25 protein-coding genes are annotated in these 26,609 nt (G+C 43.3%); 12 read left to right on the plus strand and 13 right to left on the minus strand.

Features of this window, described 5'->3' with window-relative positions:
* Positions 1-53: 53 nt before the first annotated feature.
* The 6 genes from ACLU9Q_RS01925 to ACLU9Q_RS01950 form a co-directional block, all read right to left on the minus strand.
* Positions 54-1,901, minus strand: coding sequence for an ABC transporter ATP-binding protein (locus ACLU9Q_RS01925; protein WP_296837854.1), 1,848 nt, complete (start codon positions 1,899-1,901; stop codon positions 54-56).
* Positions 1,898-3,625, minus strand: coding sequence for an ABC transporter ATP-binding protein (locus ACLU9Q_RS01930; RefSeq protein WP_296837852.1), 1,728 nt, complete (start codon positions 3,623-3,625; stop codon positions 1,898-1,900). Before ACLU9Q_RS01930 ends, ACLU9Q_RS01925 begins: the two co-directional genes overlap by 4 nt.
* A gap of 33 nt (positions 3,626-3,658) precedes the next feature.
* Positions 3,659-4,084, minus strand: coding sequence for a hypothetical protein (locus ACLU9Q_RS01935; protein WP_296837849.1), 426 nt, complete (start codon positions 4,082-4,084; stop codon positions 3,659-3,661).
* A 112-nt stretch (positions 4,085-4,196) separates the two neighbouring features.
* Entirely contained in the window at positions 4,197-5,525 is a 1,329-nt protein-coding gene (locus tag ACLU9Q_RS01940) for an MATE family efflux transporter (RefSeq protein WP_296837847.1), read from the minus strand.
* A 3-nt stretch (positions 5,526-5,528) separates the two neighbouring features.
* Entirely contained in the window at positions 5,529-6,143 is a 615-nt protein-coding gene (locus ACLU9Q_RS01945; RefSeq protein ID WP_296837844.1) for an AAA family ATPase, read from the minus strand.
* Positions 6,144-6,325: 182 nt separating this feature from the next.
* A complete protein-coding gene (locus tag ACLU9Q_RS01950) occupies positions 6,326-6,787 on the minus strand; it encodes a MarR family winged helix-turn-helix transcriptional regulator (RefSeq protein ID WP_296837842.1) in 462 nt (153 codons plus the stop codon).
* Between the two features lie 173 nt (positions 6,788-6,960).
* On the opposite strand from ACLU9Q_RS01950, the gene ACLU9Q_RS01955 reads away from it, so the two are divergent.
* From ACLU9Q_RS01955 to ACLU9Q_RS02010, 12 genes are all read left to right on the plus strand, one after another.
* Positions 6,961-7,572, plus strand: coding sequence for a SprT-like domain-containing protein (locus ACLU9Q_RS01955; RefSeq protein ID WP_296837840.1), 612 nt, complete (start codon positions 6,961-6,963; stop codon positions 7,570-7,572).
* Between the two features lie 182 nt (positions 7,573-7,754).
* On the plus strand, positions 7,755-8,441 hold the full coding sequence (locus ACLU9Q_RS01960; RefSeq protein WP_296837837.1) for a hypothetical protein: 687 nt from the start codon (positions 7,755-7,757) through the stop codon (positions 8,439-8,441).
* Positions 8,442-8,749: 308 nt separating this feature from the next.
* Positions 8,750-9,955, plus strand: coding sequence for an IS110 family transposase (locus ACLU9Q_RS01965; protein ID WP_296832919.1), 1,206 nt, complete (start codon positions 8,750-8,752; stop codon positions 9,953-9,955).
* Between the two features lie 243 nt (positions 9,956-10,198).
* A complete protein-coding gene (locus tag ACLU9Q_RS01970; protein ID WP_308594365.1) occupies positions 10,199-10,699 on the plus strand; it encodes a hypothetical protein in 501 nt (166 codons plus the stop codon).
* Positions 10,700-11,297: 598 nt separating this feature from the next.
* A complete protein-coding gene (locus ACLU9Q_RS01975) occupies positions 11,298-12,473 on the plus strand; it encodes a MarR family transcriptional regulator (RefSeq protein ID WP_023921589.1) in 1,176 nt (391 codons plus the stop codon).
* Between the two features lie 2 nt (positions 12,474-12,475).
* Positions 12,476-13,006 (plus strand): hypothetical protein, encoded by a 531-nt coding sequence (locus tag ACLU9Q_RS01980; protein WP_005333547.1) that lies wholly within the window; start codon positions 12,476-12,478, stop codon positions 13,004-13,006.
* A gap of 132 nt (positions 13,007-13,138) precedes the next feature.
* A complete protein-coding gene (locus ACLU9Q_RS01985) occupies positions 13,139-13,987 on the plus strand; it encodes a MerR family transcriptional regulator (protein ID WP_005333545.1) in 849 nt (282 codons plus the stop codon).
* Positions 13,988-14,315: 328 nt separating this feature from the next.
* Positions 14,316-14,843 carry a DUF5697 family protein gene (locus ACLU9Q_RS01990; RefSeq protein WP_005333543.1) on the plus strand — a complete coding sequence of 176 codons (528 nt, stop codon included), beginning with the start codon at positions 14,316-14,318 and terminating at the stop codon, positions 14,841-14,843.
* Between the two features lie 6 nt (positions 14,844-14,849).
* The gene (locus ACLU9Q_RS01995) at positions 14,850-15,551 is read left to right on the plus strand and encodes a DUF6100 family protein (protein ID WP_005333541.1); all 702 of its coding nucleotides are present in this window, start codon (positions 14,850-14,852) and stop codon (positions 15,549-15,551) included.
* Positions 15,552-15,699: 148 nt separating this feature from the next.
* Entirely contained in the window at positions 15,700-16,767 is a 1,068-nt protein-coding gene (locus tag ACLU9Q_RS02000; RefSeq protein WP_005333540.1) for a hypothetical protein, read from the plus strand.
* Positions 16,757-18,727 carry a VirD4-like conjugal transfer protein, CD1115 family gene (locus ACLU9Q_RS02005; RefSeq protein WP_022415647.1) on the plus strand — a complete coding sequence of 657 codons (1,971 nt, stop codon included), beginning with the start codon at positions 16,757-16,759 and terminating at the stop codon, positions 18,725-18,727. Before ACLU9Q_RS02000 ends, ACLU9Q_RS02005 begins: the two co-directional genes overlap by 11 nt.
* 19 nt (positions 18,728-18,746) lie before the next feature.
* Positions 18,747-19,670 carry a S1 RNA-binding domain-containing protein gene (locus ACLU9Q_RS02010; protein WP_023921587.1) on the plus strand — a complete coding sequence of 308 codons (924 nt, stop codon included), beginning with the start codon at positions 18,747-18,749 and terminating at the stop codon, positions 19,668-19,670.
* Between the two features lie 495 nt (positions 19,671-20,165).
* Here ACLU9Q_RS02010 and ACLU9Q_RS02015 read toward each other — a convergent pair whose 3' ends face one another.
* From ACLU9Q_RS02015 to ACLU9Q_RS02045, 7 genes are all read right to left on the minus strand, one after another.
* The gene (locus ACLU9Q_RS02015; RefSeq protein WP_005333537.1) at positions 20,166-22,628 is read right to left on the minus strand and encodes an ABC transporter permease; all 2,463 of its coding nucleotides are present in this window, start codon (positions 22,626-22,628) and stop codon (positions 20,166-20,168) included.
* The gene (locus ACLU9Q_RS02020) at positions 22,628-23,299 is read right to left on the minus strand and encodes an ABC transporter ATP-binding protein (RefSeq protein WP_172676439.1); all 672 of its coding nucleotides are present in this window, start codon (positions 23,297-23,299) and stop codon (positions 22,628-22,630) included. Before ACLU9Q_RS02020 ends, ACLU9Q_RS02015 begins: the two co-directional genes overlap by 1 nt.
* Positions 23,300-23,394: 95 nt before the next feature.
* Entirely contained in the window at positions 23,395-24,648 is a 1,254-nt protein-coding gene (locus ACLU9Q_RS02025) for a sensor histidine kinase (RefSeq protein ID WP_005333534.1), read from the minus strand.
* Positions 24,621-25,295: a response regulator transcription factor gene (locus ACLU9Q_RS02030; protein ID WP_005333533.1), complete on the minus strand. Its 675-nt coding sequence runs from the start codon at positions 25,293-25,295 to the stop codon at positions 24,621-24,623. The genes ACLU9Q_RS02025 and ACLU9Q_RS02030 overlap by 28 nt, the downstream gene beginning before the upstream one ends.
* 225 nt (positions 25,296-25,520) lie before the next feature.
* Positions 25,521-25,904, minus strand: coding sequence for a hypothetical protein (locus ACLU9Q_RS02035; RefSeq protein ID WP_226850873.1), 384 nt, complete (start codon positions 25,902-25,904; stop codon positions 25,521-25,523).
* A gap of 55 nt (positions 25,905-25,959) precedes the next feature.
* Positions 25,960-26,193: an LPXTG cell wall anchor domain-containing protein gene (locus ACLU9Q_RS02040; RefSeq protein WP_005333531.1), complete on the minus strand. Its 234-nt coding sequence runs from the start codon at positions 26,191-26,193 to the stop codon at positions 25,960-25,962.
* Positions 26,194-26,254: 61 nt separating this feature from the next.
* Positions 26,255-26,609 (minus strand): DUF1648 domain-containing protein (locus ACLU9Q_RS02045; RefSeq protein ID WP_412624588.1); only part of this gene is annotated, 355 nt, incomplete at its 5' end.

Raw genomic sequence — 26,609 nt, forward strand, 5'->3', positions numbered from 1 at the left:
ATTGCTCTGCGAGCTTGTTCTAAATTAACAGGAAAAATAAAGCATCCTTTTTATCATCCAGCCTTGGCAGCAAACTGGCTATTGTAAAGATCGGCATAGAATTTACCCAGCTTCATTAACTCGTTATGATTCCCCTGTTCAATAATCGTCCCTTCCTTCATCACCAAAATATGGTCAGCATCCCGGATGGTCGAAAGCCGGTGAGCAATAATAAAACTGGTGCGGCCTTTCATCAGCGCATCCATTGCCTTCTGGATTTCCAGTTCTGTACGGGTATCCACACTGGACGTGGCCTCGTCCAGAATAAGGATGGCCGGATCAGCAAGGATCGCCCGTGCGATAGTGAGAAGCTGGCGCTGTCCCTGGGACAGACTGGCAATCTCATCACTCAAAATGGTATTGTACCCATCCGGCATAGTACGGATGAAATGATCGGCACGTGCAGCTTTTGCTGCCCGGTATACCTCCCCGTCCGAAGCATTTTCTTTACTGTAAGCAATATTGTCCCGGATGGAGCCTCCAAACAGCCATGTGTCCTGTAAAACCATTCCCATTAAAGAACGCAGATGGCCGCGTGTCATTTTGGAGATGTCCGCACCGTCAATCGTAATTCTGCCGCCCTGGATTTCATAAAAGCGCATCAGAAGATTGACCAGCGTAGTTTTTCCGGCACCGGTAGGGCCGACAATAGCAATCTTGCTTCCCGCTTTCACATCAAAGGAAATGTCCTGCATCAAAATATGGTTGTCGCTGTAGCCGAAGCGGACGTGTTCAAAGCTGACATTCCCCTTCGGTTCAGTAATTGTTACAGTTCTTTCCACATCGGGCAGTTCCTCTTCTTCATCCAGCAGTTGGAATACCCGCTCTGCCGCCGCGATAGCCCCCTGAAGGGAGTTCGCAGTGTAAGAGATCTGCGTAACCGGCTCTGATGCCTGATTGACATACTGGATAAACGCCTGAATATCCCCGATGGAAATCGTACCCCGGATAACGGACAAAGCGCCGCCGACTGCAACCGCCACGTAACCAAACTGATTGATCAGACGGATAACCGGGCTGATCATATAATTCATGAACATGGCCTTTTTACTGGCACGGAACAAATTCTCATTGAGTATTTTTGTATTTTCTACCGCTGATTGTTCCAGATTAAATGCCTTTATTACAAGGTTCCCGGTAAAATTTTCTTCAATGCTGCTGTTCAGCCGTCCAAGTGCTTCCTGATTGGCAGCAAAATAATGATGTGTTCTGCCGGATACCAGTGCAGCCACGACCAGACTGACGAATATTGTGCCTAATGCAATGAACGTGAGCATCGGACTGATGGACAGCATCATAATAAATGCGCCGACAATGCCAAAAAATGCAGTAATCAACTGGGATAACCCCTCCTGCAGTGTATCGGCTATTTTTTCAAGGTCGCTGGTTGCCCGGCTTAATACCTCCCCCTTCTTATGTCTGTCAAAGTAACGCAAAGGCAGGCGGTTCAGCTTGGCGCTGATCTCCCGGCGAAGGGTAAGGGTTAATGTCTGGGAAACACTTGCCATCGTATTCTGCTGGATATAAGAAAACAGGGATGACAGTAAGTAGAGTCCCAACAGCCCCAGCAGGACAGTTCCCATCGTTTCCATATTCACCTGAAACTTTTGTCCGTTCGCAAGCGAATTTTTTACACCTTCAAAAATATCGTTGATTGCAGTCCCCATCACTTTCGGGGATAAAATGTTAAAAAGGGAGCTGAAAATAATGCTGATAACAACAATCAGTATTTTCCATTTTTGCCCCATCAGTTTTTTGAACAGCCGAAGCGACGTACCTCTGGCATTTTTCGCCCGTTCCGCACTCATGTCGCTGTCAAAAGTATCTGCCGTTGTTTCACGGGTATCTTTTTCCATACTCATGCCAATTCCTCCTCATTGAGCTGGGAATGTGCAATCTGCTGGTAAACGGTGCAGGATTGCATCAGTTCTTTATGTGTGCCAATCCCGGCAATTCTGCCTTCGTCCAGAACGACGATCTGGTCTGCATCCATGATCGTACTGATACGCTGTGCGACCAGAATAACAGCGGAACCGGTTGTTTCCTTTTTTAGCGCAGCCCGCAGTTTTGCGTCTGTTTTAAAGTCCAGCGCCGAGAAACTGTCGTCAAAAATATAAATTTCCGGTTTTTTTACAAGGGCGCGGGCAATGGCAAGGCGCTGCTTCTGACCACCCGAAAAATTGTTGCCCCCTTGGGCCACGCGGGTGTCGTACCCATCTTCAAGACCGTCGATAAAATCATCAATCTGTGCGATCTGCGCGGCGTGACGGATTTCCTCCATTGTCGCATCCTTTTTCCCGTGGCGGAAATTATCAAGAATGGTTCCGCTGAACAAAAATGCCTTCTGAGGCACAAAACCGATTTTATCACGAAGTGCCTGTCTCGGCATCCGCAGGATATTTACCCCGTCTATACGGATGGTGCCGCTCTGGATGTCGTAAAAGCGGGGGATCAGGTTTGCTATGGTGGATTTCCCGGAGCCAGTGCCGCCGATAATAGCGGTGGTTTTCCCAATATCTGCCGTAAAACTGATATTGTTCAGTACCGGTTCTTCTGCGCCTTTATACTGGAAAGTAACATTGCGAAATTCCAGCTTGGCTTTCGCCTGGTGCTGTCGGGGCTTTTGCTGGTTCACAGCGGTATCCGTATTGACAGCCAACACTTCGTTGACACGATTAGCGCAGGACTGTGCCCTTGGAAATACCATAAATACCATAATACCCATAATGAGGTACATCAGAATCATAATGGCATACTCGGTCAAGGCCATAATGTCACCGATTTTCATAGCGCCATCTGCAACCTGCTGGCCGCCGTTTGCTAAAATAATAACGGTGCAGATATTCATGATGAGCATAATAACCGGCATCATCACAGCAAAAATTTTATTGATACGGATAGCACTCTGCGCATAATTGGCAAAGGATTTGTCTGTGCGCTCCTGCTCAGATCCGGAGCGGTTAAACGCACGGATTACCCGGATACCCGTCAACATTTCCCTTAAAGTCCTGTTAATCTTATCCAGCAGAGTCTGCTGCTTTGAAAACAGCGGCATCACTTTCTGAGTAAGAAAGAAGGCAAAAATGCAAACGATCAGCATGGCGATCACAATGACCATTGCCAGTGAAGGGCTTTTGGAAAAAGCCAGTACAAGACCTGCTATCGTCATAACAGGGGCGGGGAGTATCATCTCTGTCCCCGCCATATAAGCCATCTGAATCTGCATAATATCATTCGTGCTGCGCGTAATCATGGACGCCGGGCCAAAATGGTTGAATTGGTCTATAGTAAGCAACTGGGATTTTTCAAACAATGCGTTGCGGATGTCCCTGCCCATTCTGGAAAATATGGAGGTTGACAGATAGGTTCCCGCCAGAGAAACCCCGACAATGGAAACAGCCACTGCCAGCATAAAACCGCCAGTTTTCCAGATATGGTTCAAATCTCCGGCCACGATACCATTATTGACAATATCAGCCGTCAAAGTAGGGATATATAAGGTTCCCAGTACCTGTAGAAAAAGTAAAATGAGCATGGCTGTCACCTGCCCTTTATATGGTGACAAAAATTTAATCAATTTCAGCATATAACTCTCCTCGTTAGCAGTTTTAATAAGTATTTATGTCTTTCGCCAGAACAGGCCTTCGGAGGAAGCTAATTTTTTCATAATTGTCTGTACCTGTTCCGGCGGATTATATACGGACAAATTCAAGTCGCCCCATTCAAAGACCAGTAGTGTATTCTCCTGCGGGAATAACATATTTAATGTCCCCGAATGATGTTCTGACATTTCACCGATGATTTCTGCAACCTTTTCCGGTTGGGGATAATCAACCCACTTATTCCAGAAGATAGATGTATGATAATAACACATCAGCTTCAAAATGATACCCTTAAATTTCTCCACAAAGGCCGTGTACTTATCGCTCTTTATCAGATAATTTTCCACGTCAAAAAATTGTCCCCCTGCGTTTTCTTTTACCTGTTCGGGGAGGAAATCCATGATATAACAGGTTTTCTCCAATAAATTTTCAATTCTGTCCATAAGCTATTTTCACCTTTTAATCTTCGCATTTATATTCTATATATTTTATCGGTCTGACAGTATCTCCGGGACATTCCCGCTAGTATAACATCTTTCCTCCAAGCTGTTACTCTTAATAATGGTATTTTGACTTCTTTAGACGAATAAATAAAATCGTCACAAAAAAGGAGACCACCTCTGCCACAACAATCGATGTCCAGATTCCGTCGATTCCCAAGAAAACAGGCAGGATCAAAGCTGCAAGTATTTTGAACAGCAAAGTCCTGAGGAAAGAAATGACTGCGGAAGTCAGCCCATCATTTAATGCAGTAAAGAAGGCGGAACCGTAGACTGCAATACCGGCAAACAGGAATGAAAAGGAGAAAATCCGGAAAGCTCTGATTGTCATTGCCAGAAGTTCCGCATCATAACTGACAAAAACTCTAGACAAAGGAGTTGCCAGAATCTCAGCCAAAACAAACATACATACTGAAAAAACAGCGATAATGAGGATGCTCTTTCTCAACAGCCCTTTTGTTTCACTATGATTTTTTGCACCGAAATGATAGCTCACAATCGGAGCAGTTCCGGTGGAATACCCAAGGAATATAGCGGCAAAAATCATATTGACATACATCAGTACGCCGTATGCAGCAATCCCGTTTTCTCCTGCGTATTTCATAAGCTGGGCATTATACAGGATACTTACAACCGAAGTAGAAATATTGGTCATCAGTTCAGAAGAACCGTTGGTGCAGGCTTTTAACAGGGCCTTTCCATCAAACTTTGTCTTTGTCAGACGAAGCAGGCTTGTATTTTCCCTGCCAAAATAAATCAGCGGTATGATTCCGCCTAATACCTGGCTGACTGCGGTCGCGAGAGCCGCTCCGGCAATTCCCCATGAGAAAACAGCCATGAACAGGGCATCTAAAATCATATTCGTGATACCGCAGATCAGCGTTACCGCAAGCCCAAGATTCGGTTTCCCGGCAGTCACAAAAAAACTCTGGAAACCAAACTGCAGCATATAAAAAGGCATACTGCAAAGCAAAATCCGTCCGTAGCATACGCAGTCCTCCAAAAGCACGCCGTCCGCGCCCAGCAAAACGGCAATCGGGCGTATAAAAATATATCCCACAACGGAAATCACAATCCCGCTGATTGCAATAAAATATACAAACAAAGAGAATAGGCGCTGTGCCTTATCATGATCTCCTTCACCCATCGTTTTTGATATTAAAGCGCTTCCGCCAGCCCCGAACATAAAGCCGTTGGAAGCTAAGATCATAATGACAGGTACGATCAGATTAACTGCTGCAAAAGATGTTTTCCCTGCAATATTCGATACGAAAAAGCCGTCCACCACGCTGTACAGCGATGAAAAAATCATCATGATAATGGATGGAAGCGCAAAGCGCAGCAGCTTATTGTAGTTAAAGTGGTCTGAAATCTGAATGTGCATAAATTACCTCCCAAACCAGCAGGAAACAAATCCTGCAACTGCCGGTGCTAATTCTTTAATATTCCAGTCTGTGGTATTGATTACAAGATGGTAGGATTTACGATCACCCCATCTGCTGCCTGTAAGCATCTCACAGATTTTTGCTCTGTTCTTGTCAATGCGCCGTATATTGCTTTCCATTTCTTTTCGTGATAACGCCTCATTTTTATCTGAGCGTTCGATACACCGACAGATCTTAGCATCCATCCCGGCACACACAAAAATCCGGAAAGGTTTATATTCCTCAAGCAGCACATCGGCGTTTCTGCCCACAATCACACAGTCTTTCCCTGCTCTGGCGATTTCTTTAATGATGCGGCTCTGCTCTATCAATAGCTCGATCTGCATTTGCTGTAAGGTCTGGATACCAGCAAAAGAGTGCCGGTATGTTAAAGGAATGCTTCTCCATTCATGATTTTCTAAAGCCTGTTCCACATACTGCTCGTTCAACTCTTTTTTCTCTGCAATAGCAGTAATGATTTCCCTGTCGTAATAATCGTAATGCAATAATTCTGCAAGACGTTTTCCTAATTCTCTGCCGCCGCTTCCAAATTCACGGCTGATTGTAATAATCTGCATATTGAAATCCTCCTATTAGACGAGACGAAACACGCTTTGCGAGTTTCTCTCGTTATCGCGGCAGTCGCCAAGTGAATATGCAAGCATATTCGTTTGGCTCGTTGCTCGCGTAAATAAAATATGCGCCCGGTCATTCTAAACCGAGCGCACCCGACATCTTCTAATCGACTTTATAGCTGCGGCTATAAGTCCTCCGATGACAAATGATATGTTTCTTTTATCTTTTCGCGGCACAACATAACGTATTTCTTTGTCAGTTGTATAAGCTGCTGGCGTTCTTCCTTGGTAAATTCTTCAAACACATTATTTTCCAGTTCAAATACCGGCATCATTTTTTCCTCAACAAATTTTTGTCCTGCCTGCGTGAGATATATGTGCATATCCCGCCGTTTTCCCTTTTTCAACTCAATAAATCCCTTTGATTCCAAATTTTTAATGGAAGAATTTATTGTTTTCCGGCTGATAAAATAGTTGTCTGCAATATCTTTTTGCAGACAGCCATCTCCAAATTCAGCTATCGAATATAAGATAAAAAAGGCGCTGTCAGACAGTCCTATTTCTAATGCAATTCGGTGATATAGTTCGTCTACCTCCTTATAGAGCATATTAAATTCTTTCAGTTCGTTTCTTTCTTTTACATCCAAGCATCCCGCCTCCTAAAATCTGATTTCGGATTCATTATAATCTGAAATCGGATTCTTGTCAAGCACCTATTTCAGAAAAACTTTCATATTTTTATTTCGAGCTTGCTTTTACACCGGAAATGTGTAAGCTGTGTCACACAGAATTAAAAGATAATTTTAAGGAGGACACAGCAATGCTTCAAATATCTGAAATTGTAAAGAAAACCGAGGAAATGTTCGACCTGTTTAATGAGCATTTCTATCATGACGAGCTTACCCGCCCGGCCATCACCGTATCCCCGGACGGAGGACGCGGCGCATACGGCTGGTGCAGTATTCAAAAAATCTGGAACGCAGAAGGTGAAAAGTACCGGGAAATCAACCTTTGTGCCGAGTACCTTGACCGGCCTATCTTCGAGCTGGCTGCCACTCTCTTACATGAAATGGCCCACCTTTACAATTTGGAACATGATATACAGGACGTAAGCAACAACGGCTATTACCACATCATGAAGTTTAAGGTCACCGCCGAGGCCCACGGCCTCCATATTGAGAAACACGCCAAATACAGCTGGACAGTTACGACACTGGCCCCGGAGGCGGAGGCTTGGATCAAGGAAGCCTTGGGCGAGACCGGTATCAATGCCAGCCGTCTGACGGTAGAGGGAGGCTCCAAGGGTGGCAGTAAGAAATTCATTAACCGCAGTATCAAATATGTATGCCCCTGTTGCGGTACGATTATCCAGGCAACGCGCGAGGTCAATGTAATCTGCGGGGACTGTGGAGAACCTTTCAAGCGGGCATAAAATACCGATACCACCGGCCAGACGAACCGCCACGGCTGACCCTTTTCGTTGCTTTTGTACCGGTGAAAAAAAGAGAAATTTCTTCAAAAAAAGGCTTGCTTTCACACCAAAAATGCGTAAGCTGTCACTCACAAGGCAAGCAGCCAGTACAAAATATCAAAATACGAAAGGCGGAAAACATTATGAAGACAGGAAAAATCACAGCGAAATTGAGGGACGCGGTTCCGGTTTGCCTCATGGTAGAGGGTAAGGAAGTTAAGAGGTACAAGAACATTGAGCTGCCGGATATGCTCAAAGAGGTGGAAATGACCAACTTCCATTTCAACGTACACATGGACGGGAAGATCACTTTTGAAATCCATTATGAGCCGGGCGTGCTGCCGGAGGTATTCCCGGAGGCAAGGGCCAGAGTAACCCGCGCGGCGAAAGCGGCAGCAAAGGCAGCCGCGAAGGCGGTACAGGAAGCAGCCCCGGTGGAGGAATCCCCGGAAGCTGCAACCCAAGAGGAAACGGCACTGGCCATTATCCCGGAGGCTCCGGTATTTGCAGCCCTGTTCAAAGCCGAGGCAGAAACGTCGGAGAAACCGGCAGAAGAAAGCGCCGAGCCTATCGAGGAACAGGCAGCCACGGAAGGACCCGGCGAGGAATCCGGTACCATGGAAATCTTCTACAACGTAACAGGCCCACGCAGAAAAGAGCTTGCGGCGGCAGTAGGCGGCTTCATCGGCGCAAAACCGAAGTACATGAAAGCTCCAACCTATGCCTTCATGGTAGAAGGTTACACCATCGGCAAAGACGAAACCTTGACCGGCGCGGCAAATAAAGCACTGATCGAGGTCCTTGCGGCACAGGGCTTTACTGCAGCATAATACAACCACAGCGGCCCCGCTTCGGCGGGGCTTTTAGTACCATAAAAGTGTAGTAGTTAGAGAGTAATTAACTCTGACATCTGCACTTATTTTATTATAATAGGGGAAGCAGTTGGTATGGCATGGGCTTTTTTGGATTTTTAACATCCGTCAATAAAACCGTCAACCAACCCCTTATTATAAATATTCGCTTAGGCAGGTTGATACTCTATGAGAGCTTTCGTGTAACGAACTAAACTGAATCGTAATAAGTGTGGATGGTTTTACTGATTGCTAATAAAAATTTACCAAGGTTGTAGGAGGTTATTATGATCAGTGTAGGAATTGATGTGGCAAAAGGGAAAAGTACGGTATGCATACTGAAACCTTGTGGGGAAATTGTCAGCAGGCCGTTCGACATCTCCCATGTAGAAAAGGATTTGGGGGAACTCGCGGCTATGCTTCTAAGGTTTGACGATGAAGTAAAAGTTGTTATGGAGGCAACTGGCATCTATCATCTTCCAGTCCTTACCTATTTACAGGAAAAAGGACTGTTTGTAGCTGTTATTAATCCATACTTGATGAAAGTATACCGCAGCGGGGATCTTAGAAAGGCAAAGACAGATAAGATAGATTCCAGGATTATTGCTAATTACGGCATTGAGCACTGGTTTACGATGGCAGAGTTCAAAGCATCAGGTGATGTGTATGGAGAACTTAAGATGCTGGGACAGCAATATAGGCACTATATGAAACTGCATATCATGTCCCTGCATGAATTGACGCATTTGCTGGATTATACAATGCCTGGAATCAAGGGGATGCTTGCAAGTTGGAATGAAGGAAACCGAAAGGATAAATTGAGTGATTTTGTTGAACGGTTTTGGCACTATGATACTATCACATGTCTTAGTGAAACAGAATTTATAAAGCAGTACACGTTCTGGGCAAAAGAAAAGAAATACCATCAGAGCCAGGACAAGGCGAAAGCCATATATGCCCTGGCCCGTGAAGGCATTCCTACCTTATCTTCAGAAACCCCATCCGTCAAAATGCTGGTAACTGAAGCGGTCCGAGTGCTCAAAGAAGTTGATGCAACTCTAAGCATAATCTTATCACGAATGCAGGAATTAGCAAAGAGCCTGCCGGAATATTCCGTTGTGAGGGGAATGGGAGGCGTGGGAGAAGTTCTGGCGCCAAAGCTAATTGCTGAAATTGGTGATGTCAGGAGGTTCCATAGCGGAAAGGCTTTAATAGCATATGCGGGAATAGATACTCCGCCTTATGAATCGGGGCAATTTGTTGGTTCTAATCGAAAGATAACTAAACGTGGGTCGGCGGCTCTGCGTAAAGTCGGCTATGAAACCATGAGATGCATAAAAACGCACCCAAGGCCAGATGATCCAGTTTACCAGTATATAGTCAAAAAAGAATCTGAAGGCAAGTCAAAAAAAGCTGCTAAAATAGCAGGGCTGAATAAGTTTCTCAGAATATATTACGCACGAGTTAAAGAAGTCTATACGGATATAAAATAAATATCAAAATGAAAGACTGCAAAAAGGCTGCCTAAATGACAGTCTACTTGTTGTACCTAATTTTATAAAAGAAAAATATTCTAAAAATCTGCAAAAAACTATTGACTTTTCTTAGCAGGTTTTGTTGCTCAGATTTTCCGAAAATAAAGATATGTTTTATGCCTTTTAGAGCTTGCTTTTTGACCGGTGGTGTGTAAGCTGTCACTCACAGAAATAAAACATATCTTTAAGGAGGCCCACACCATGGCTAATTATAGTATTGAAATTGAACGTAACAATGTAACCCTTGCGCAGTTTCTCCGGTATGTCCGCCAACAATGTGAGAAGAAAGGCATCTATATGGAAATAGATCGAAATGAATTTGAAAAGCCTTCCCGCCCGGAAAGTTACAGCTATACCGTAATCAACGGAGAAAAGAAATGCCATTCCGCCAGCTATCGGACAATGACAAATCTCCGCCGCAAACTTGCCAGCTATAAAACAGTGAAGGGCTATACAAGATTTTACTATACGGACGAGTTTGAGGAATATGAGGAAACCAAGCTCTGTCGCCATGCCTGGACGGAAAAGGGAACCAACGCGCCTTGCAAGTCTGAAATCTGTAAATCCTTTGCGTATGATATGCAGACTTATATTCTTAATTGGGACGGCTCCATGTATAACGAGATATGCGAATTTACCTTTGACGACGAGAAAACCGGCCACGGCTATTACTACCAAGCCAACCGGGACGCAGAAGAATAAAGAGAAAGCGCCAGCCGCAAAAGTACAGCGGTTGGCGCTAAAATGTTTATTATGGCATACTTTCAAGCGGGTAAACTTTTTAGCGGTTATTCTGCTCTGCACGACAATATTCAAGGGTGTTCATTAGTCCGGGCATGACCTCCGCCACGGCTGAGAAATCAAATTTTCCACGAGTATCCGGTATTTGATCTTAGACCAAAGAAAGCAAGAAAGTGCGGAAATGCCCGCAGAATAAGGCTTTTTCAAGACTTGCAGAAAAATAGCCCTCCAACCCGGAGGGCCTATGTTGTACGAAAGTTTGTTCCTTTAGACAAAAGACCTCTTGAAGTGCCGCAAACCTGCATCAACACTGGATTCTTTCAGCATTTCAACTTATTCAAACTCCAGACAGACAGTACGGAGTATTAACGCATATAGACGATTTTAAAGGCTTTTTAACCAGTTAAGAGCAACATAGCCACATAATCTAAATTTTAAAAATGCAATAAAAATGCAATGAGTGACACGACTACTTGCTATACTTCCATCGGCTTCTTCTTGATACCAACACTATGAAAAGTCCGATTACAATTAAATATACTTTGAAAGGAAGATCACCATGAATTACAAATTAGAACTCAAACAAATCGTGGAATTTCCACGCTGTCGCATTTACCGTGACTTCATACAAACTTTAATCACTACCAAGAGCATCCGAACTACCGGGGGCTCTTTTCTTTTTTATTATCTGGTATTATGCTCCTATGCAAATTACCGCACATCCTACCGCCGGATGGAACACATTACCTATACCATTGGTCCAGGAGAGTGGATCTGCACAGTCACAGATCTTCAGGAATGGTTTCGCTGCCGTTTCCAACATCAAGCGTTGTCCATCCTTCGATTTTTTGAAGAGCAGAATTACATTACCTACTCTCTTCTCGGCAAAAACCGCCTGGTCAAATTCAAAATATCAGACTGGCCCAAAGACAATACCGTATTGGAATACAACTATCCCTGTAAAAAAGATACAGGGTTTTTCTTTTTCCCGATTGCCAAAGTTCACGAACTAATTGGCATTGGAAAATGCTCGGAAATGGATGTTATTCTGGATCTGTGGATTCATGCAGTTTACAACGATTCCTCTGTCCTGGGATCTGATTCCGGTCCCATTGTCTATTACCGGGATAATACCGGAAATCCCCTTACCAGCTTTAATGAACTGGGTGAAAGGTGGAGTCTGTCAAAGGCATCGGTATCACGACTCTTGAAGAAACTGGAGGAAAAAGAATACATTACACTTATCTCATTTACAGGAAAACACGGAAGCGTAATTTATCTCAACAATTACCTGTCCGTGATGTTTAATATCAGCGACGTTATGATTGACAAGGAGGAGATCGCTATGAAGATGCAATTACCAATCCATGTACCTGAAGAAATCACTATTGAGGATTCTGCTTCTGTTAGCGTTTCAGAAACTGTCACAGACTCACAAATCACCGTTACAAAAAATGATTCCTGCGTTCCAGATTCACACATGAAATTTATCGTGCAAAAAGTCGCAGAACTATTGGATTCACAAGGGATTCCATGTTGCCACTGCTCCAAAACCCGCTATATATTATCTCCATTATCAGCCTGCAAAGATATATTTAATACATTTACTCTAAATATTATCTGTCCCTACGGAAATGCCGCTTATCGGTTTGAGTTGTCCGTAAGTCCAGGGGATGAGTCTGCCCAAAAGATGCCTGCCGTGGCAGAGCCTTCTGCACTGAAAGGGGGGGAATAGACATGGCAAACCGCAATACACAGGGATTTCCTTCACCCGAAGAAGATCCACGTTTTCACGACACCTATCAGTTTTTACGCAGATACCGGGATGCAACCTACAGCCTGAAGGTAGTCGTACACCAGATGGAGCACCAGTTTAAGCTCCAATACGACAATGACATCGACAAATTTCTGGACTCCATCTATGCTGCCGGGGCTGATCTTACCGGAAGCGACATCGAACAACGGGCAAAAAGTATTGCCAGAAGCAACCAGATGCTGAAGCTTTTGGAATCATCCATCGATCTCCTCCGGAACAATCACAAGCATGGGGAACAGTATTACTGGATTCTCTACTACGCTTTTCTCTCTCCACAGGAAATGAAAAATACAGATGAGATATTGGATAAGCTGGCTCACCACATCACCAATATTTCCTACCGCACCTATTACCGGAAACGCAGGGCTGCGATTGAAGCACTCAGTACCATCCTTTGGGGATTTACTGCAAAAGAGACATTGGATACGCTCAACAAGTTCTTTCCAGAGTAATACATATCGCCTATCTCCTCGGCTTTTCGTAATATCATAAAAATGTTATACTAAAAAATGCAAAATATATATTGACTCTCACGGAACGTCATAGCGTACAGTTATCTTATCAGGAACAGGAGGTCAGCAACTATGAGGACAGTCAAAGAAATATCAGAACTTACAGGTATCAGCGTTCGCACGCTTCACTATTACGATGAAATCGGGCTTTTAAAACCAACACAAAAAAGTGATGCGGGATACCGGCTTTATGACGATAGGGCATTGGAAATATTACAGCAGATTCTGTTTTTCCGTGAGTTTGACATTCCTTTGAAAGAAATCAAAGCTGTTCTGGAGAATCCTGCTCTTGAAAGGAACCAGATCTTGCAAATGCAGAGAAAAATGTTGGTAGCAAAGAAAGAACGTATGGAACATCTGATTGCCAGCATTGATGATATCCTGAAAGGAGAGAATAAAATGGATTTTGCGATTTTTAGTAAAACGGAAGTTGAAGAAATGTTCCAAACTATGTTTGAACATATGCCTGACAATATGAAAGAACTTGCTGTAAAAGAGTTTGGAAGCATTGAAGAATGGAAAAAGCATTATATTAAGACAGTTTCATCAGAAGAAATGCAGAAAGGCTATGCTAAAGTTGTTGAGTGGTATGGAGGAAAAGAGCAATTCCTGTCTGTTGCCAACAATCCTATTAGCAAAGAGGCTGCAGAAAGTTACAACCAACAATTTGACAATCTTTTATACAAATTAGCAGCTAAAAAAGTATGTTCACCAGATTCTTCTGAAGTAAGAGAACTTGTTTCCGAATACGGTTTTCTTATGAAACAACTTTCACAGATAAAGAAAGAACACGGTCTGATGGTTGCACAGGCTCAATATTACCGTAATGAAAAAATCAAACCTATGATAGATGAAAAATACGGCAATGGTACAGCCGAATTCTTCGCACAAGCTTTCGAAGCATTTTATAAAGACAAGTAATCATTAGAACTACACAAAAGCACAACAATACACCATGCAGGGAATCAAAATGGTTTCCTGCTTTTTTTATGCCAACCAGTGAAAATGGCACAGAAATGACCTGCTTCTGCGATTGAAGCGTAAAATTACCCATGCTACAATAGGTATTGCTTATAGTTTTCCTTATTTCCAGCACCCATAGATGGTGCTTTTTTTGTACCTGTAAATTCAATCGCTGACAGCAGGTTCTATGTACTTTGTACGTACACTATACTTACAATACCAAACGTATCCTGTACGTACAGCCATATGTATAAAGTTTCCTATTATATATAGAAGGGAGTCAATCATGAAAACAAGGAACGAAATCTATCAAGGAGAGGGAGCCAAGCTCTTACGGTTCATTACCACTTACCATACTCTGAGGTATGACCAGGTTTTACAACTTTTCTCCCGACATGAGCAGTCTATCAAGTCATTGATTACCAGCCTCATCAAACAAGGGCGCATCATTTACGATAAAGAGCATGACCTTCTTTGTGACAGCCAGCAGTCTGCTGAGAATCCTGACTATGCTATAATTACATGCTTCTGGGTACTGCTGGATTTTAAGAAAGGTGTTGTATACCACACCAGTGGCGAATTTCCAATCAAGCTCAATTTCTTTTCGCAAGATGAACAATACGAAATCATCTATATCGGTGAAGAACAGGAGGCTCTGATCAATCATGTGATGGAAAGTATCCCATCACATGGTTCCAAACGCCTGATTGTCTTAGAATCCGAAAGCCAGGCTGCCAAAATCACCATTGATGATGTAGCCGCTTACTGCCTTGTAAATGAATCCGGTGCTGTCAGTTACTACATGAGAAAGTAGGTTATTATGACGCAAAATACACCAACCATTTACCAGCGGCTTGAAAAACTGGAAGGGGAGCTGCAAAAACTGACGAATACCGTTTACGCTCTGAAGGTCACTGATATCCAGAATTATGATAAAAATTTTGAGGAACTGAGCGTCAGTGCTGCTCTTCGGGCGGAGCGGATTGCCTGCCAGATGCGTAACCTTGTCTGTCCGGCTCTCTCCCCAAATCAAGCAGCTTATCTTCCCAAAGCGGCAGATGCACAGGGAATGCGGATTGCAGAACAGCAGGGGATTCTCACCATTACGCTTCCCGGACTGCTTCCGAAACGAAGAGTCCACACAAACACTGCATTTCTCCATGAACCGCTTAATTATATGCTTCGGGAGTATGTAAAACAAAATGCCCTGCCCCTCTATCGTGACTGCGTGATATGTTTCAGTCAAATATATGACAGGGAACTTCCTCAAAGACGTATCCGGGATTATGACAATCTGGAGTTTAAACAGATTCTGGATACACTTTGTACTTATGTTCTGACAGATGACAGCGGCTTTTTCTGTGATTCCTACTACACGACACAGCTTGGCTTAAAGGACTGTACACTGGTATCGGTTATGGAAAAAGCTGACTTTCCGAAATGGCTGCAGAACCAGAAAAATCATCACGAAAGCATGTCGGAAAATCTCCTGACTTCTCAGGCAGAAATCCGACATCGGTAAGAACCACCGCAGGGAACTTTGTTTTCTTGCTTTTTTTATCTCCAAACCACCGGAGATTTACCCAAGTATAGGCTTGCATGGGTAAGAACTGAATTGAGGTGATGCTTATTTGATAAGACCTGACACTACGAAATACCGCTTACTGGAAATGATAGGGATGTGCGGGGAATTTCCCGCAGACCAGCTAAACAGACTCATCCCAAGTGCCTCCTATGCGGAAAAACTCATTACGGATTTGAAGGCGGAACACCTCATCCGTACCCACTACCGGGATGCTCTCAGAGGCTACCGTCTTACAAAAGCTGCGAAAGAGATGCTGTTATCTGTCTCGCCGCTACGCTTCCAGTGCTATCTGACCGGCAATACCGAGACGAACCTCATCCGAAGTGAAGTATCCCGACGTATCCGCTTACATCAGAAAGCCGAAACGTATCTGACACTCCTTCATGCCGGGATTCCCTTTTATCCGGATGTAAAACCTGACATCTTCTGTAATCACCGCGAAGCTGGTTCCATCGGTATGCGAAGCCTTCCTCTTTTTTACGCTTCCAGAGAAATTAAGGAATTGGGCCCGGAGACCACGAAGATTAGGAACTCCCGCAGCATGGGCATCCTGATGGCACCGCAATGTGTCTATGTCCTTTATAACACGGGAAACGGAGTCCTGAAATGGGAATATCGAACGGAAGTCCGCTTAAACGCCTTCCTGCAGCATTACCTGCAAGGCTACCCTTACAACGGACATCCACAGATCCGGGCAATCATGACCGGAACCGACATGGAAATGGCTTTCCGGCTGTTTACCAGTACCGGAGGCTACAAAAAGAGCCTGTTTATGCTGGACACCTCCTTCGAGCATTTCCATTACCTTCCCAATACTCCGGAAGGGGAAGTGCTTTTAAAACTGCTGGTTCACCCTGAGATCATGGAAAAGCTGGACAACCTCCTGCTGTCCGATCTGGGCTGCCGCAGCGATTCAATTCCACTGGAACATGATGCCACGGATGCTTCCGGGAACCCCATCCTTCTTGCTTATGATTTTGACATGCAGCGAATCAACCGGTTCAATACCGGCTTAAATGTATACGGCAGATCCGGGAACCTGATCTGTTTCGATTTTCAGATTCCGGTCCTGAAAAAATACTTAACTGCCACAATCCATTTCTCCAGTATTGACCTTTGCAAATTCAAAAGGGGGTTTTTACATGAACCGTAAATGGTGGAAGCTCATTTATATGCTTCCGATCACCTTCTGCACCCTCTATGCAGGAGGCTATGTTGCTCAATTTATCCGCAACTATCAGACCTGGGAATCTGCCGGCAATTTTGCCGGAAACGGAACTGCCCCGCAGATCCCCTCCCCGCACCCGCTCGCCTGTCTGGATGCCCTGACTGCTTTCCCGTACAATCTGTATGGGATTTTTCTATGTCTGGCAGCTTTTGGACTCCTGACCTTCCTTCTCATGCGTATGGGATTTGACCGAAACGGGGAAATAACAGACCGGGGCCGGAACCTGAATTATTCCACAAAGGGAACCTATGGGACTTCCGGTTTTATGACTTTGGAGGAAATGCATCAGGTACTGGAGCTTACGAATGATGTCAAGAAACACAAGGGAACCATTCTTGGAAAACTGAACGGAAAAGCCGTTTGTCTCCCGAAGGATACCCGCATGAACCGGAATATTGCCGTTTACGGTGCCAGCGGTTCCATGAAAAGCCGGGCCTTTGCACGCAACATGATCTTCCAGTGTGTTGCCCGCGGGGAAAGCCTCATCATCACCGATCCAAAATCGGAATTGTACGAAAGTACAGCCACTTACCTTGAGAATGCCGGATATATCGTGAAATCCTTTAATCTTGTAAACCCGGAAAACTCGGATAGTTGGAATTGTCTGGGTGAAATTGGCGGACAGGAAACCATGGCACAGGTATTTGCTGATGTCATCATCCAGAATACCGGTTCTGCCAAAGGCGATCACTTCTGGGACAATGCCGAGATGAACTTATTAAAAGCTCTGATTCTCTATGTGGATCAGGGATTCCCACCGGAGGCAAAGAATATCGGACAGGTATACAAACTCCTGACCATGAGTTCGGAAAAAGAACTGAACAGCCTCTTTGACCTGCTTCCGGTCTCCCATCCGGCAAAAGTCCCCTACTGCATCTATAAGCAGGCAAGTGACACGGTACGTTCCGGCGTCATCATCGGACTCGGTTCCAGACTTCAGGTATTCCAGAACAAGCTGATCCGCCAGATCACTTCCTATGATGAGATCAACCTGACGCTGCCGGGAAAAGAAAAATGTGCATACTTCTGCATCACTTCGGATCAAGACAGCACTTTTGATTTTCTTTCTTCCCTGTTTATGACCTTCGTATTTATCAAACTGGTCCGTTATGCAGACACCTATGGGGAAGATGGAAAACTGCCGGTTCCGGTACATATCCTGGCTGATGAGCTGGCGAATACGGGAGCAATCCTATCGCTCAACAAAAAGATTTCCGTGATCCGAAGTCGAAACCTCAGTATTTCCTGCATTTTCCAAAACCTGCCTCAGATGCAGAACCGGTATCCCTTAAACCAATGGCAGGAAATCATCGGGAACTGCGACACTCAGCTATTTTTAGGCTGTACGGATGAGGTAACTGCTACATTTATCTCTAACCGCTCCGGTGATGTGACCGTTGGTGTCAGCAGCGAAGCCAAACAATTAAATAGCTGGAGGGTATCCGATTATACACCGGAATACCGCCAGACCAGATCCATCGGGAAACGAAAGCTCTTAACTCCGGATGAGATCCTGCGGCTCCCGCTGGATACTGCACTGATTATCCTGCGTGGTCAGAAGGTACTGCAGGTAGAAAAATACGATTACACCCTGCACCCGGATGCCCAAAAACTCATTCCCCGGAAGGCTTCCGAACATATTCCGGAATGGAGAAAAGGAGCATGTAGTGAAGAATATACGTACACTCCAACTATTCCTGCTTCCCACCCGAAAAAAACCGCTTCTTATGGAAAGCAGAAAAAGAAAAAAGCTGAACCGCACTTTGACCAGCAAAGCGTTTATCAGGAACCTGGCTATCACGATTTCCCGGATGACTTCTCAGCAGATAACTATTCGGATCACACAGACATGGTTCCTTTAGATAAAGATTCTATCATGTCATAATTTGAAAGGAGACACTATGATGCCAAACGAAACAACCAACACACCTATTTTAACTCTGGATTCCGATGCGAAGCTGGAAACAGCCCAGTCCATTTCAGACCTTACCTGGCATGAGATCCAGAATGCCTACCGTACCCGCCGGATCTTAACCGGAATGCTTGGCGGTATCGAGAAAACAGAAAACGGCAGCCTCATTGCCGTGGTTTACTACAAGGATTTCCGTACTGTCATCCCAGTAACTGAGATGATGATCCATCTCATGCAGGATGAAGCACACGATTATGGGGAGCTTGCTCTGCGGCAGAACAAAATCCTCAACAATATGCTTGGATGTGAGATTGATTTTCTGATTAAGGGATTAGATCCGAAGACACGCAGCATTGTCGCCAGCCGGAAAGAAGCGATGCTGAAGAAACGCCAGATCTTCTATCTGGATAAAGATGCTTCCGGAATGCCGAAAGTTTATGAAGACCGTATCGTGCAGGCAAGAGTCATTGCTGTTGCGGAAAAGGTAGTCCGGGCAGAAATTTTCGGTGTGGAAACCTCCATTCTTGCCAGAGACCTGTCCTTCGACTGGATGGGTGATGCCAGAGAACGCTTCCAGGTAGGCGATCACATCCTGGTACGCATCCTGGATGTGCGGGCAGACTCACCGGAGCAGGTCATTGTCCACGCAGATGTCAAAAGTGTGGAAGGCAACACCAGCAAGGAAAACATGAAAAAATGTAAGATTCAGGGAAAATACGCCGGAACTGTGGAAGACATCCATAAAGGCACCGTCTTTGTCCGGCTCTCCATCGGTGTCAATGCCATTGCCCACTCCTGCTATGACAGCCGGACAGTCGGGAAAAAGGATCAGGTATCCTTTGTGGTGACGCATATTGATGAAGAGCGTAATGTTGCCCTCGGCATCATCACCCGCATCATCAAGCAGACCATATAAGGCTTCCACCTTATTTTTAAATAGCTTTTTTTCATATACAGCACCAATTAGTCCAGCAAATACTCACGATACAGCTACATAAGGTGACAGAATAAAGTATTTTTCAGACCATTACCTTATTGTACTGAAAACGGTAACGTGTTATACTGATTCGGTATTACTGAACCGGAAAGACGGATGCATTTCGATTTTGCCCTCTAGTATCCAAGGAGGGTGATGCCCATGAATACAATGGAAGTATTGACTTTACTATTGGTAATTTTTGCGGCTTTGACTTATATAGATCGACATAATAAGAAATAGCATCCACGACCCTAGGAAAGTTTTGGATGCTATGACTTATACATAGAATATAAAATTTAACTGAGGGCATCAGATTTTGCATCTGAATACCTTTCTTGAGTTCATTATACACTGGGGGATTTGAGAAATCAAGTCCCCCTTTTTATTATGACATTGATTAGTATCTGCATTAAACATCAGAAATTTATATTCTTACTCACTGAAACGAATTCTCTCTATCAATGAATCTTTCCTTACTGACTTTGCAATGAATATTGCCAATAACATCTGTATCACAAACAATGTTAAAATTATAATAATAGCTGCTGTTACCGGATAATGGTATGTGCTGATATCAAACATTCCTGTACGCTTTGCATATAAAAACAACGGATATCCTGCAAGACTTCCCACTCCGATACTGATAATAAGAGTGCCTACTGTATAGAATATACCTTCCAACTGGAGCATCTTCATCAACTGACGGTCCGACATTCCGATTGCCTGCATCATGCCAAGCTCCTTTTTTCGCACATGGACACTATTGATCATTGTGTTAATCAAGTTCATAATGCTGATTGCTGCCAGAATGATGATAAATGCATAACATGCACCTCTAGTCATCTGTATGGCATTTTCCCATGTATCGTACTCATTCTTCCAGGTACGCATCTGCAGTCTGCCTGATCCATCCACAATAGCCTGTAGAGATGCTTCCAGTGCCTCATCATAATCCTTATCTGCAATCACCTGAAAATAGCTGGAAGAATTATTTATGGTAAGTTTCTCTGCCCCTTCTTTTGCCATGATAAGACAGTTATAGTTTGTCAGACCTGTTCCATATTCACCAATTGCTGCCACTTCAATCTCTTTTTGAAAGGTATTATCTCCATCATGAATATTGAGTTTCAGCTTATCTCCCACTTTAATATCTGGATACCAGTGAAGTAGCGCGCGGTCCAGAATCACTTTATCCCCGGATTTCAATTCCTCGTATGTGACATTGCCTTCAGTGATTCCTTTTTTCAGCTCTTCTGCGTATTCTTCCGGCACTCCATTGATAAATTCGGTTCCAATTTTTTCTTCAAAAGGTCCTCCTGATACCTTCAACGCGGTAAACACATCTACCCGCTCAACACCGTCAAGCTCCTCTATCTGCTGCTTTAGTCCTTCATTTAATGGATTATTCTTTTGAACCTCCGCCCATTCATATTCAGGATGCTCTTTATTCCCGGATTCCACAATTGGAGAAATCTCATATTGCCCCACAATCGAACTCTTTGCACTTTCCATCGGATTTGCACAAGACAGCACCGTTGCTACCATCATGACAAATATTCCGGTAACGGCCATAGATACAATCGTGATAGTACTCTTCTTTTTATTCTCTGCAAGATTTCTCTTGGTCAGTCGTCCGATATTCAGAAATTGATATCCCTTCCTGCTGCTTTTCTGTCGCTTACTGCCTCCCTGGTAACGCATAGCTTCTATTTCTGATACCTTCGCCGCCATACGCATAGGCTTCATCAGTGACAGATACACTGTACACAGAGTCACTGCAATTGCCAACAGATAAATCCACCAATAATAAAGTTGGACTTCTCCTTTAGCTACAACCTTGTATGCCTCTGTTATAAGTACGTTTGAATCCTTTGCATGTTCTACAAACTGGAGAAGTACAACTTTCACAGCAACTGTTCCGATCAAAAGTCCTATCGGAATGGCAAACAACGCCACTCCCATTCCCTCTCTTAGTACGATTTGTCTAAGCTGCCGTTTCGTAGCCCCGATTGCCTTTAACTTTCCAAATTCCCGAACCCTCTGGTTCATAGATACATAATAAACACTATAAATTGTGATAATGCCCGCCAATACAACAATAAGCATGATTCCTACAATCACCGGAATTGTAGCCGGATCCACATAATTTGCTGCAAGATACTCTTTATTAATATTCATGTCATCCTCGGAAATCCCGAACTGTCTGGCAATATTCTGTATCGTCTCTGTATAATCTGCAGTCGTATTTCCTTTCTGTCCATTCACCTGAAGTAAAAACCGATATTTCACCTGTTCTACCGGTATCTCCGCTTTCAGAAAGGCCTCTGAAACCAATGATGTATATTGTTTTTGTTCTTTGCTGCTCTCATTATCTGCTAAAAAACCACAGATTCGAAAGTCTTTCTCCTTCGTATAATCCAGTCCGTCATCTTTCAGAATCTGATAAGGTACTGTGATAGTGTCACCGATTTTCCCATTCTGTCCTAATGCTTCCAGTATTCCTTTTGAAACCACAATATCATTTTCTTTCTGCGGAAGTTGCCCCTCTTTCAGCTTCACTTTATAAAGTTCCATCCCTGTTCTGTCCATATACATCATGGAAACCGTCGCATCTTCCAGATTCATGTACCCCGCATCGCTGCGGAGTCCGTAAGTTTTCACATCATGATGTGCCGCCAGTTTCATAACTGTACTCTCGTCCACGTTCCGATAAAGGGCATGCCATGTTGGATAAATCTTATTGATTACCGCAAAGTTCACTTCCACCATATCTTTTCCGATTGATGGGATTACGAACAGCAGTAATGTTGTCAGGATAATGGCAATTCCAATCAGTATGTTTTTGCTCTTATAATGCCGCATATTGCAATATGCAACTCTGGTCGTCATCTTCATTATCTTCTCACCGCCTTGCCATCTTCAATGATAATCATTTCATCCGCCATCTGGGCAATCGTTTCATCATGGGTAATCATGATAAGCGTCTGCCCGAAATCCGACACGCAGCTTTTCAATAGGCTCATAACCTCTAGCTCAGTCTGGGAATCAAGGTTTCCCGTCGGCTCATCCGCCAAAATTATCGCCGGTCTTGTCACCAATGCCCTGGCTATCGCAGTTCTCTGTTTCTGTCCACCAGACAAAGCAGACGGCATCGCATCTTTCTTATCCTGCAGTCCGATTTTTTTGAGAATATCTTCCACTTCCCGCGGCTTTACCTTGCGATTATCAAGTCCCAGCGGAAGAACGATATTCTCCCACACATTCAGCGATGGAATCAGATTAAAATCCTGAAAGATAAATCCTATCTTCTTTCTTCGAAACTGTGCCAGTTTATCATCTTTTCGAGAATAGATATCGGTTCCATCAATCCATACTTTGCCGGAATCCGGTCTGTCAAGCCCTCCAATCAGATGCAGAAGTGTAGATTTTCCGGAGCCGGAACGTCCTACGATAGCTGTAAACTTGCCTCTCTCTATCTGTAAACTTGTATGATCCACGGCTCTCACCTGATTCTCGCCTTCTCCATAATACTTTACTAGATCTTCTACTTTTAAAATACTACTCATATCTTCAAGTCCCCTTTCCATTTCATACCCCTACTATAACATTCCTGCATTACAAAACCCTTACAACAACCATAACAGTTTTGTAAGGGTTCCGACTATTCTCCTATTATGAGCGGCAGTGTCACTTTAAATATCATACCTTTCTCAGCCTTTCTTTTGGCTGCTATTGTCCCCCCCTGTTCTTCTATGATCTTTCTGGCAAGATACAGACCGACACCCGCTCCGTCTTTTACCTGTTCCTTTGCTTTCCTTCCCCGGTAAAATCTCTGATAGATCTTATGCAGTTCCTCCGCAGGAATGCCCATTCCTTCATCTTCTACTTCAATAAGCACATTGCTTGCTAGCTCCTGCGTCCTCACTGTAATCGTTGTATGTTCCGGTGAATATTTGACTGCATTCTCAAGGATATTCGTTAATGCTTCTACCGTCCATTTTGAATCATGGTTCACAACTATATCATCATCCATCTCCACCTGAATGGAAATATCTTTTCCTCTTGCCTTCATATAAATCTGACTGACAGCCTCTGTTAGCGTTTTCTTCAGGCTTTCATGAAGCGAATGTATCTGGATCATATGTGTTTCCAGCCTTGAAAGATTTACCAGTTCATTCAAGAGCTGTTCCAGTTTGGTAAGTTCCTGTGATTCCTGCTCCAGAAACTCCCTCTGTTCTTCTCCTGTAACCCGATTTTCTGCCACCAGCTCATGACTCATCCGGAGTGATGCAAGCGGAGTCTTCAACTGATGGGAAATATCTGTAATCAGACTCTTCGTACCATTTTCTTCCTGCTCCAGACGTTCCTTCAAATCTTCGAAATATTGCCCCAGCTCCTTTACAGATTCCCACACCTTTAACCATTGTTCCGATTCTGATGTTTCTTCAGGATATGTTTGGAATTTTCCTTTTCTGAATTCCTGCAGACATTCATATAATTGCTGTAATTGTTCCTCATCACCGTATCTGCTCCAGTTTTTTCTTCGGTCCAGGTACAAGAACAGGCTACATACTATGACTCCCACTAGTAATCCAATTCCCCAGATAATCCTTATAACCACATCTGAAGATCCACTCCCTGAGTGATAACCATAAGTTTCTTCCAGCATCTGTACGACTCTTTCTATCTTCTGATCGTCCCGGTCTCTTATAAAATCTACTGTTCCTGACTTTTCCCAGATTGCAACTATTTCCCCTTCCAGTTCAGGATGTTCTGCAAGGAGCAGTGCTATCTGCGTTGCTTTCGCATTTTCCTCATACTTTGTTATCAGATACATTCCTACTGTAAAAAATACTGCAAAGATTACATATACGATAAAATACCGTTTTAATTTTTGTTTACCTTTCCGGTCCATATATATCCCAGTCCTCTCACATTCGCTATCTCTTCTGTTCCAAGTTTATTCTTCAGTCTGCTTATATTGACAGTAACCGTATTATCATCGACAAATTGACCGTCTATATCCCATACATGCTCCAGGATACTTTCTTTTGAAACAATCTGTCCTGCATTCTCCCAGAGATACAGCAACAGAGAGAATTCTTTCTTACTTAAAGTAACTGGTTCATCCCCTTTATACACCTGCATCGTTTTCATATGCACCGTAATCTCTCCGGAAGACATAATCTGTGCCTGTACCTTAGAAAGCCGTCTCATCAATGCGTTCACCTTCGACACCAAAGCCATCAGTGAAAATGGTTTGGTAATATAATCATCTGCCCCTGTATCATAACCATTTACAATATCTATTTCCTGATCCAAAGCCGTAAGATAGATAAGATATGTATCTCCACCTGCACGTACCATCCTTCCAAAATCCAGTCCTGTACCATCCGGCAATGTAATATCGCTGATAACAAGAGCATAATCTCCTTTTTGAAATGCTTCTTTTGCTTCCTTTATTGTATAAACCTGACGAACCTCATACCCTTCCCGTGAAAGTAACAGGGCAATTCCCCGATTTAGATTCAAGTCATCCTCCAGTAATAATATTTTCTGCATCAAATACTCCACCTCTATTTGTAATAACCTGTTCTTTTATCATATCAGTCCTATCTTTTGTCTACAATAAAAATAAAATTAACATACATACTTTTCCTTCATATGTTCAAGGATTTCACCGGATACTGCTTCAGAAATCGATCAATCCATTTCTGATTGCTTCTCTGTAACATCCGAAGTCTGGATAAAAGCTGTAGACAACTGCAGCTCTATGTTACTAAAGTCCTATCCATCAATACAGGAGTTATAGAATGCCGTGAAGATACCGTCAAATTCCATTTCAATAATATGTAGGCTGTCCATTGTGTGCTCCAGATAAGTCAGTGTTCCTCTATCCAAATCTATACTCGGCTTTCCTAGTGAGTTTGCTATTACATCTGGATTTGTAATTCCAAACATCTCCTTTATATCCGGCATAAGATAATCCACGATATCCGGCAGCCTTTTCTCATACGCCTGTGCCAGTTCAACTGCATGCTTCTCATAATCGGAATGTATACTGTCACAGACAAATTCAATCCCGTTTATTTCCATCTTATAGTAATCATTATTCTCATCATAGACAAACGCTGTACCCTTACTTTTTTTATTTTTTTCCAAAATCCCCATGATATATCTACACTTTCCCGGTTCTTCCGCCATACACAGTCTAAAAAACTGTAACTTAATGCTTACGTTTGTAAAAAATAACTCCTGCCAAAATCAATAAAATAATTCCAACTACAATCATAAAAATAAAATTATCACCATTTAACTTCCCTGCTATGAAAATAGAAGTCGGGCCATCCGCACCACCAATAACAGAAACGGCTGTGTTTTCTTTCTGCTTCAGTACAATGCCAATGACTGCCAATACAATTCCTAAAATTCCGGCTATGATTCCCAATCGCTTTTTCATTGCTACCACCTCAAATCATTTTTATCTGCTCAATCAAATGTAAATTGTTATGCAAGTATTTCTATGCAAATGAAGCATAGATAACCCATATTTCTGCAAACATTACCAATAAAAGTACACCATCTATCATCCAATTAAACTGAATGTCCGTTAAGAAAGTTTTTGAATGTGTCAGGCAATATTTTACTTTTTCTCGTCCAGTCAAAAAAGTGATAAGCACTTGTAATATAGGAAATAAAAATATTTGTATTTTTCTTCCATAATCATCCGCAATCCCATTTGCAAAATGTACTGGAATAATACTCGGTAAGAAAAATATACTTACAAGAGCAAGCAAAAATCCTATTATACAAATTATCCATGTGAATTTTCTAGTATTGATAAATTTCATAACAATCCTTCTTTCTGCTAAATTC

The sequence above is a fragment of the Marvinbryantia sp. genome (assembly GCF_047017445.1).
Classification (GTDB): domain Bacteria; phylum Bacillota; class Clostridia; order Lachnospirales; family Lachnospiraceae; genus Marvinbryantia.

Excerpts from the sequence above, each read along its gene's own strand:
- ACLU9Q_RS01925 (WP_296837854.1), bottom strand. The coding sequence starts at position 1,901 with ATGAGTATGGAAAAAGATACCCGTGAAACAACGGCAGATACTTTTGAC.
- ACLU9Q_RS01930 (WP_296837852.1), bottom strand. The coding sequence starts at position 3,625 with ATGCTGAAATTGATTAAATTTTTGTCACCATATAAAGGGCAGGTGACA.
- ACLU9Q_RS01935 (WP_296837849.1), bottom strand. The coding sequence starts at position 4,084 with ATGGACAGAATTGAAAATTTATTGGAGAAAACCTGTTATATCATGGAT.
- ACLU9Q_RS01940 (WP_296837847.1), bottom strand. The coding sequence starts at position 5,525 with ATGCACATTCAGATTTCAGACCACTTTAACTACAATAAGCTGCTGCGC.
- ACLU9Q_RS01945 (WP_296837844.1), bottom strand. The coding sequence starts at position 6,143 with ATGCAGATTATTACAATCAGCCGTGAATTTGGAAGCGGCGGCAGAGAA.
- ACLU9Q_RS01955 (WP_296837840.1), top strand. The coding sequence starts at position 6,961 with ATGCTTCAAATATCTGAAATTGTAAAGAAAACCGAGGAAATGTTCGAC.
- ACLU9Q_RS01960 (WP_296837837.1), top strand. The coding sequence starts at position 7,755 with ATGAAGACAGGAAAAATCACAGCGAAATTGAGGGACGCGGTTCCGGTT.
- ACLU9Q_RS01965 (WP_296832919.1), top strand. The coding sequence starts at position 8,750 with ATGATCAGTGTAGGAATTGATGTGGCAAAAGGGAAAAGTACGGTATGC.
- ACLU9Q_RS01970 (WP_308594365.1), top strand. The coding sequence starts at position 10,199 with ATGGCTAATTATAGTATTGAAATTGAACGTAACAATGTAACCCTTGCG.
- ACLU9Q_RS01975 (WP_023921589.1), top strand. The coding sequence starts at position 11,298 with ATGAATTACAAATTAGAACTCAAACAAATCGTGGAATTTCCACGCTGT.
- ACLU9Q_RS01980 (WP_005333547.1), top strand. The coding sequence starts at position 12,476 with ATGGCAAACCGCAATACACAGGGATTTCCTTCACCCGAAGAAGATCCA.
- ACLU9Q_RS01985 (WP_005333545.1), top strand. The coding sequence starts at position 13,139 with ATGAGGACAGTCAAAGAAATATCAGAACTTACAGGTATCAGCGTTCGC.
- ACLU9Q_RS01990 (WP_005333543.1), top strand. The coding sequence starts at position 14,316 with ATGAAAACAAGGAACGAAATCTATCAAGGAGAGGGAGCCAAGCTCTTA.
- ACLU9Q_RS01995 (WP_005333541.1), top strand. The coding sequence starts at position 14,850 with ATGACGCAAAATACACCAACCATTTACCAGCGGCTTGAAAAACTGGAA.
- ACLU9Q_RS02000 (WP_005333540.1), top strand. The coding sequence starts at position 15,700 with ATGATAGGGATGTGCGGGGAATTTCCCGCAGACCAGCTAAACAGACTC.
- ACLU9Q_RS02005 (WP_022415647.1), top strand. The coding sequence starts at position 16,757 with ATGAACCGTAAATGGTGGAAGCTCATTTATATGCTTCCGATCACCTTC.
- ACLU9Q_RS02010 (WP_023921587.1), top strand. The coding sequence starts at position 18,747 with ATGCCAAACGAAACAACCAACACACCTATTTTAACTCTGGATTCCGAT.
- ACLU9Q_RS02015 (WP_005333537.1), bottom strand. The coding sequence starts at position 22,628 with ATGAAGATGACGACCAGAGTTGCATATTGCAATATGCGGCATTATAAG.
- ACLU9Q_RS02020 (WP_172676439.1), bottom strand. The coding sequence starts at position 23,299 with ATGAGTAGTATTTTAAAAGTAGAAGATCTAGTAAAGTATTATGGAGAA.
- ACLU9Q_RS02025 (WP_005333534.1), bottom strand. The coding sequence starts at position 24,648 with ATGGACCGGAAAGGTAAACAAAAATTAAAACGGTATTTTATCGTATAT.
- ACLU9Q_RS02030 (WP_005333533.1), bottom strand. The coding sequence starts at position 25,295 with ATGCAGAAAATATTATTACTGGAGGATGACTTGAATCTAAATCGGGGA.
- ACLU9Q_RS02035 (WP_226850873.1), bottom strand. The coding sequence starts at position 25,904 with ATGGGGATTTTGGAAAAAAATAAAAAAAGTAAGGGTACAGCGTTTGTC.
- ACLU9Q_RS02040 (WP_005333531.1), bottom strand. The coding sequence starts at position 26,193 with ATGAAAAAGCGATTGGGAATCATAGCCGGAATTTTAGGAATTGTATTG.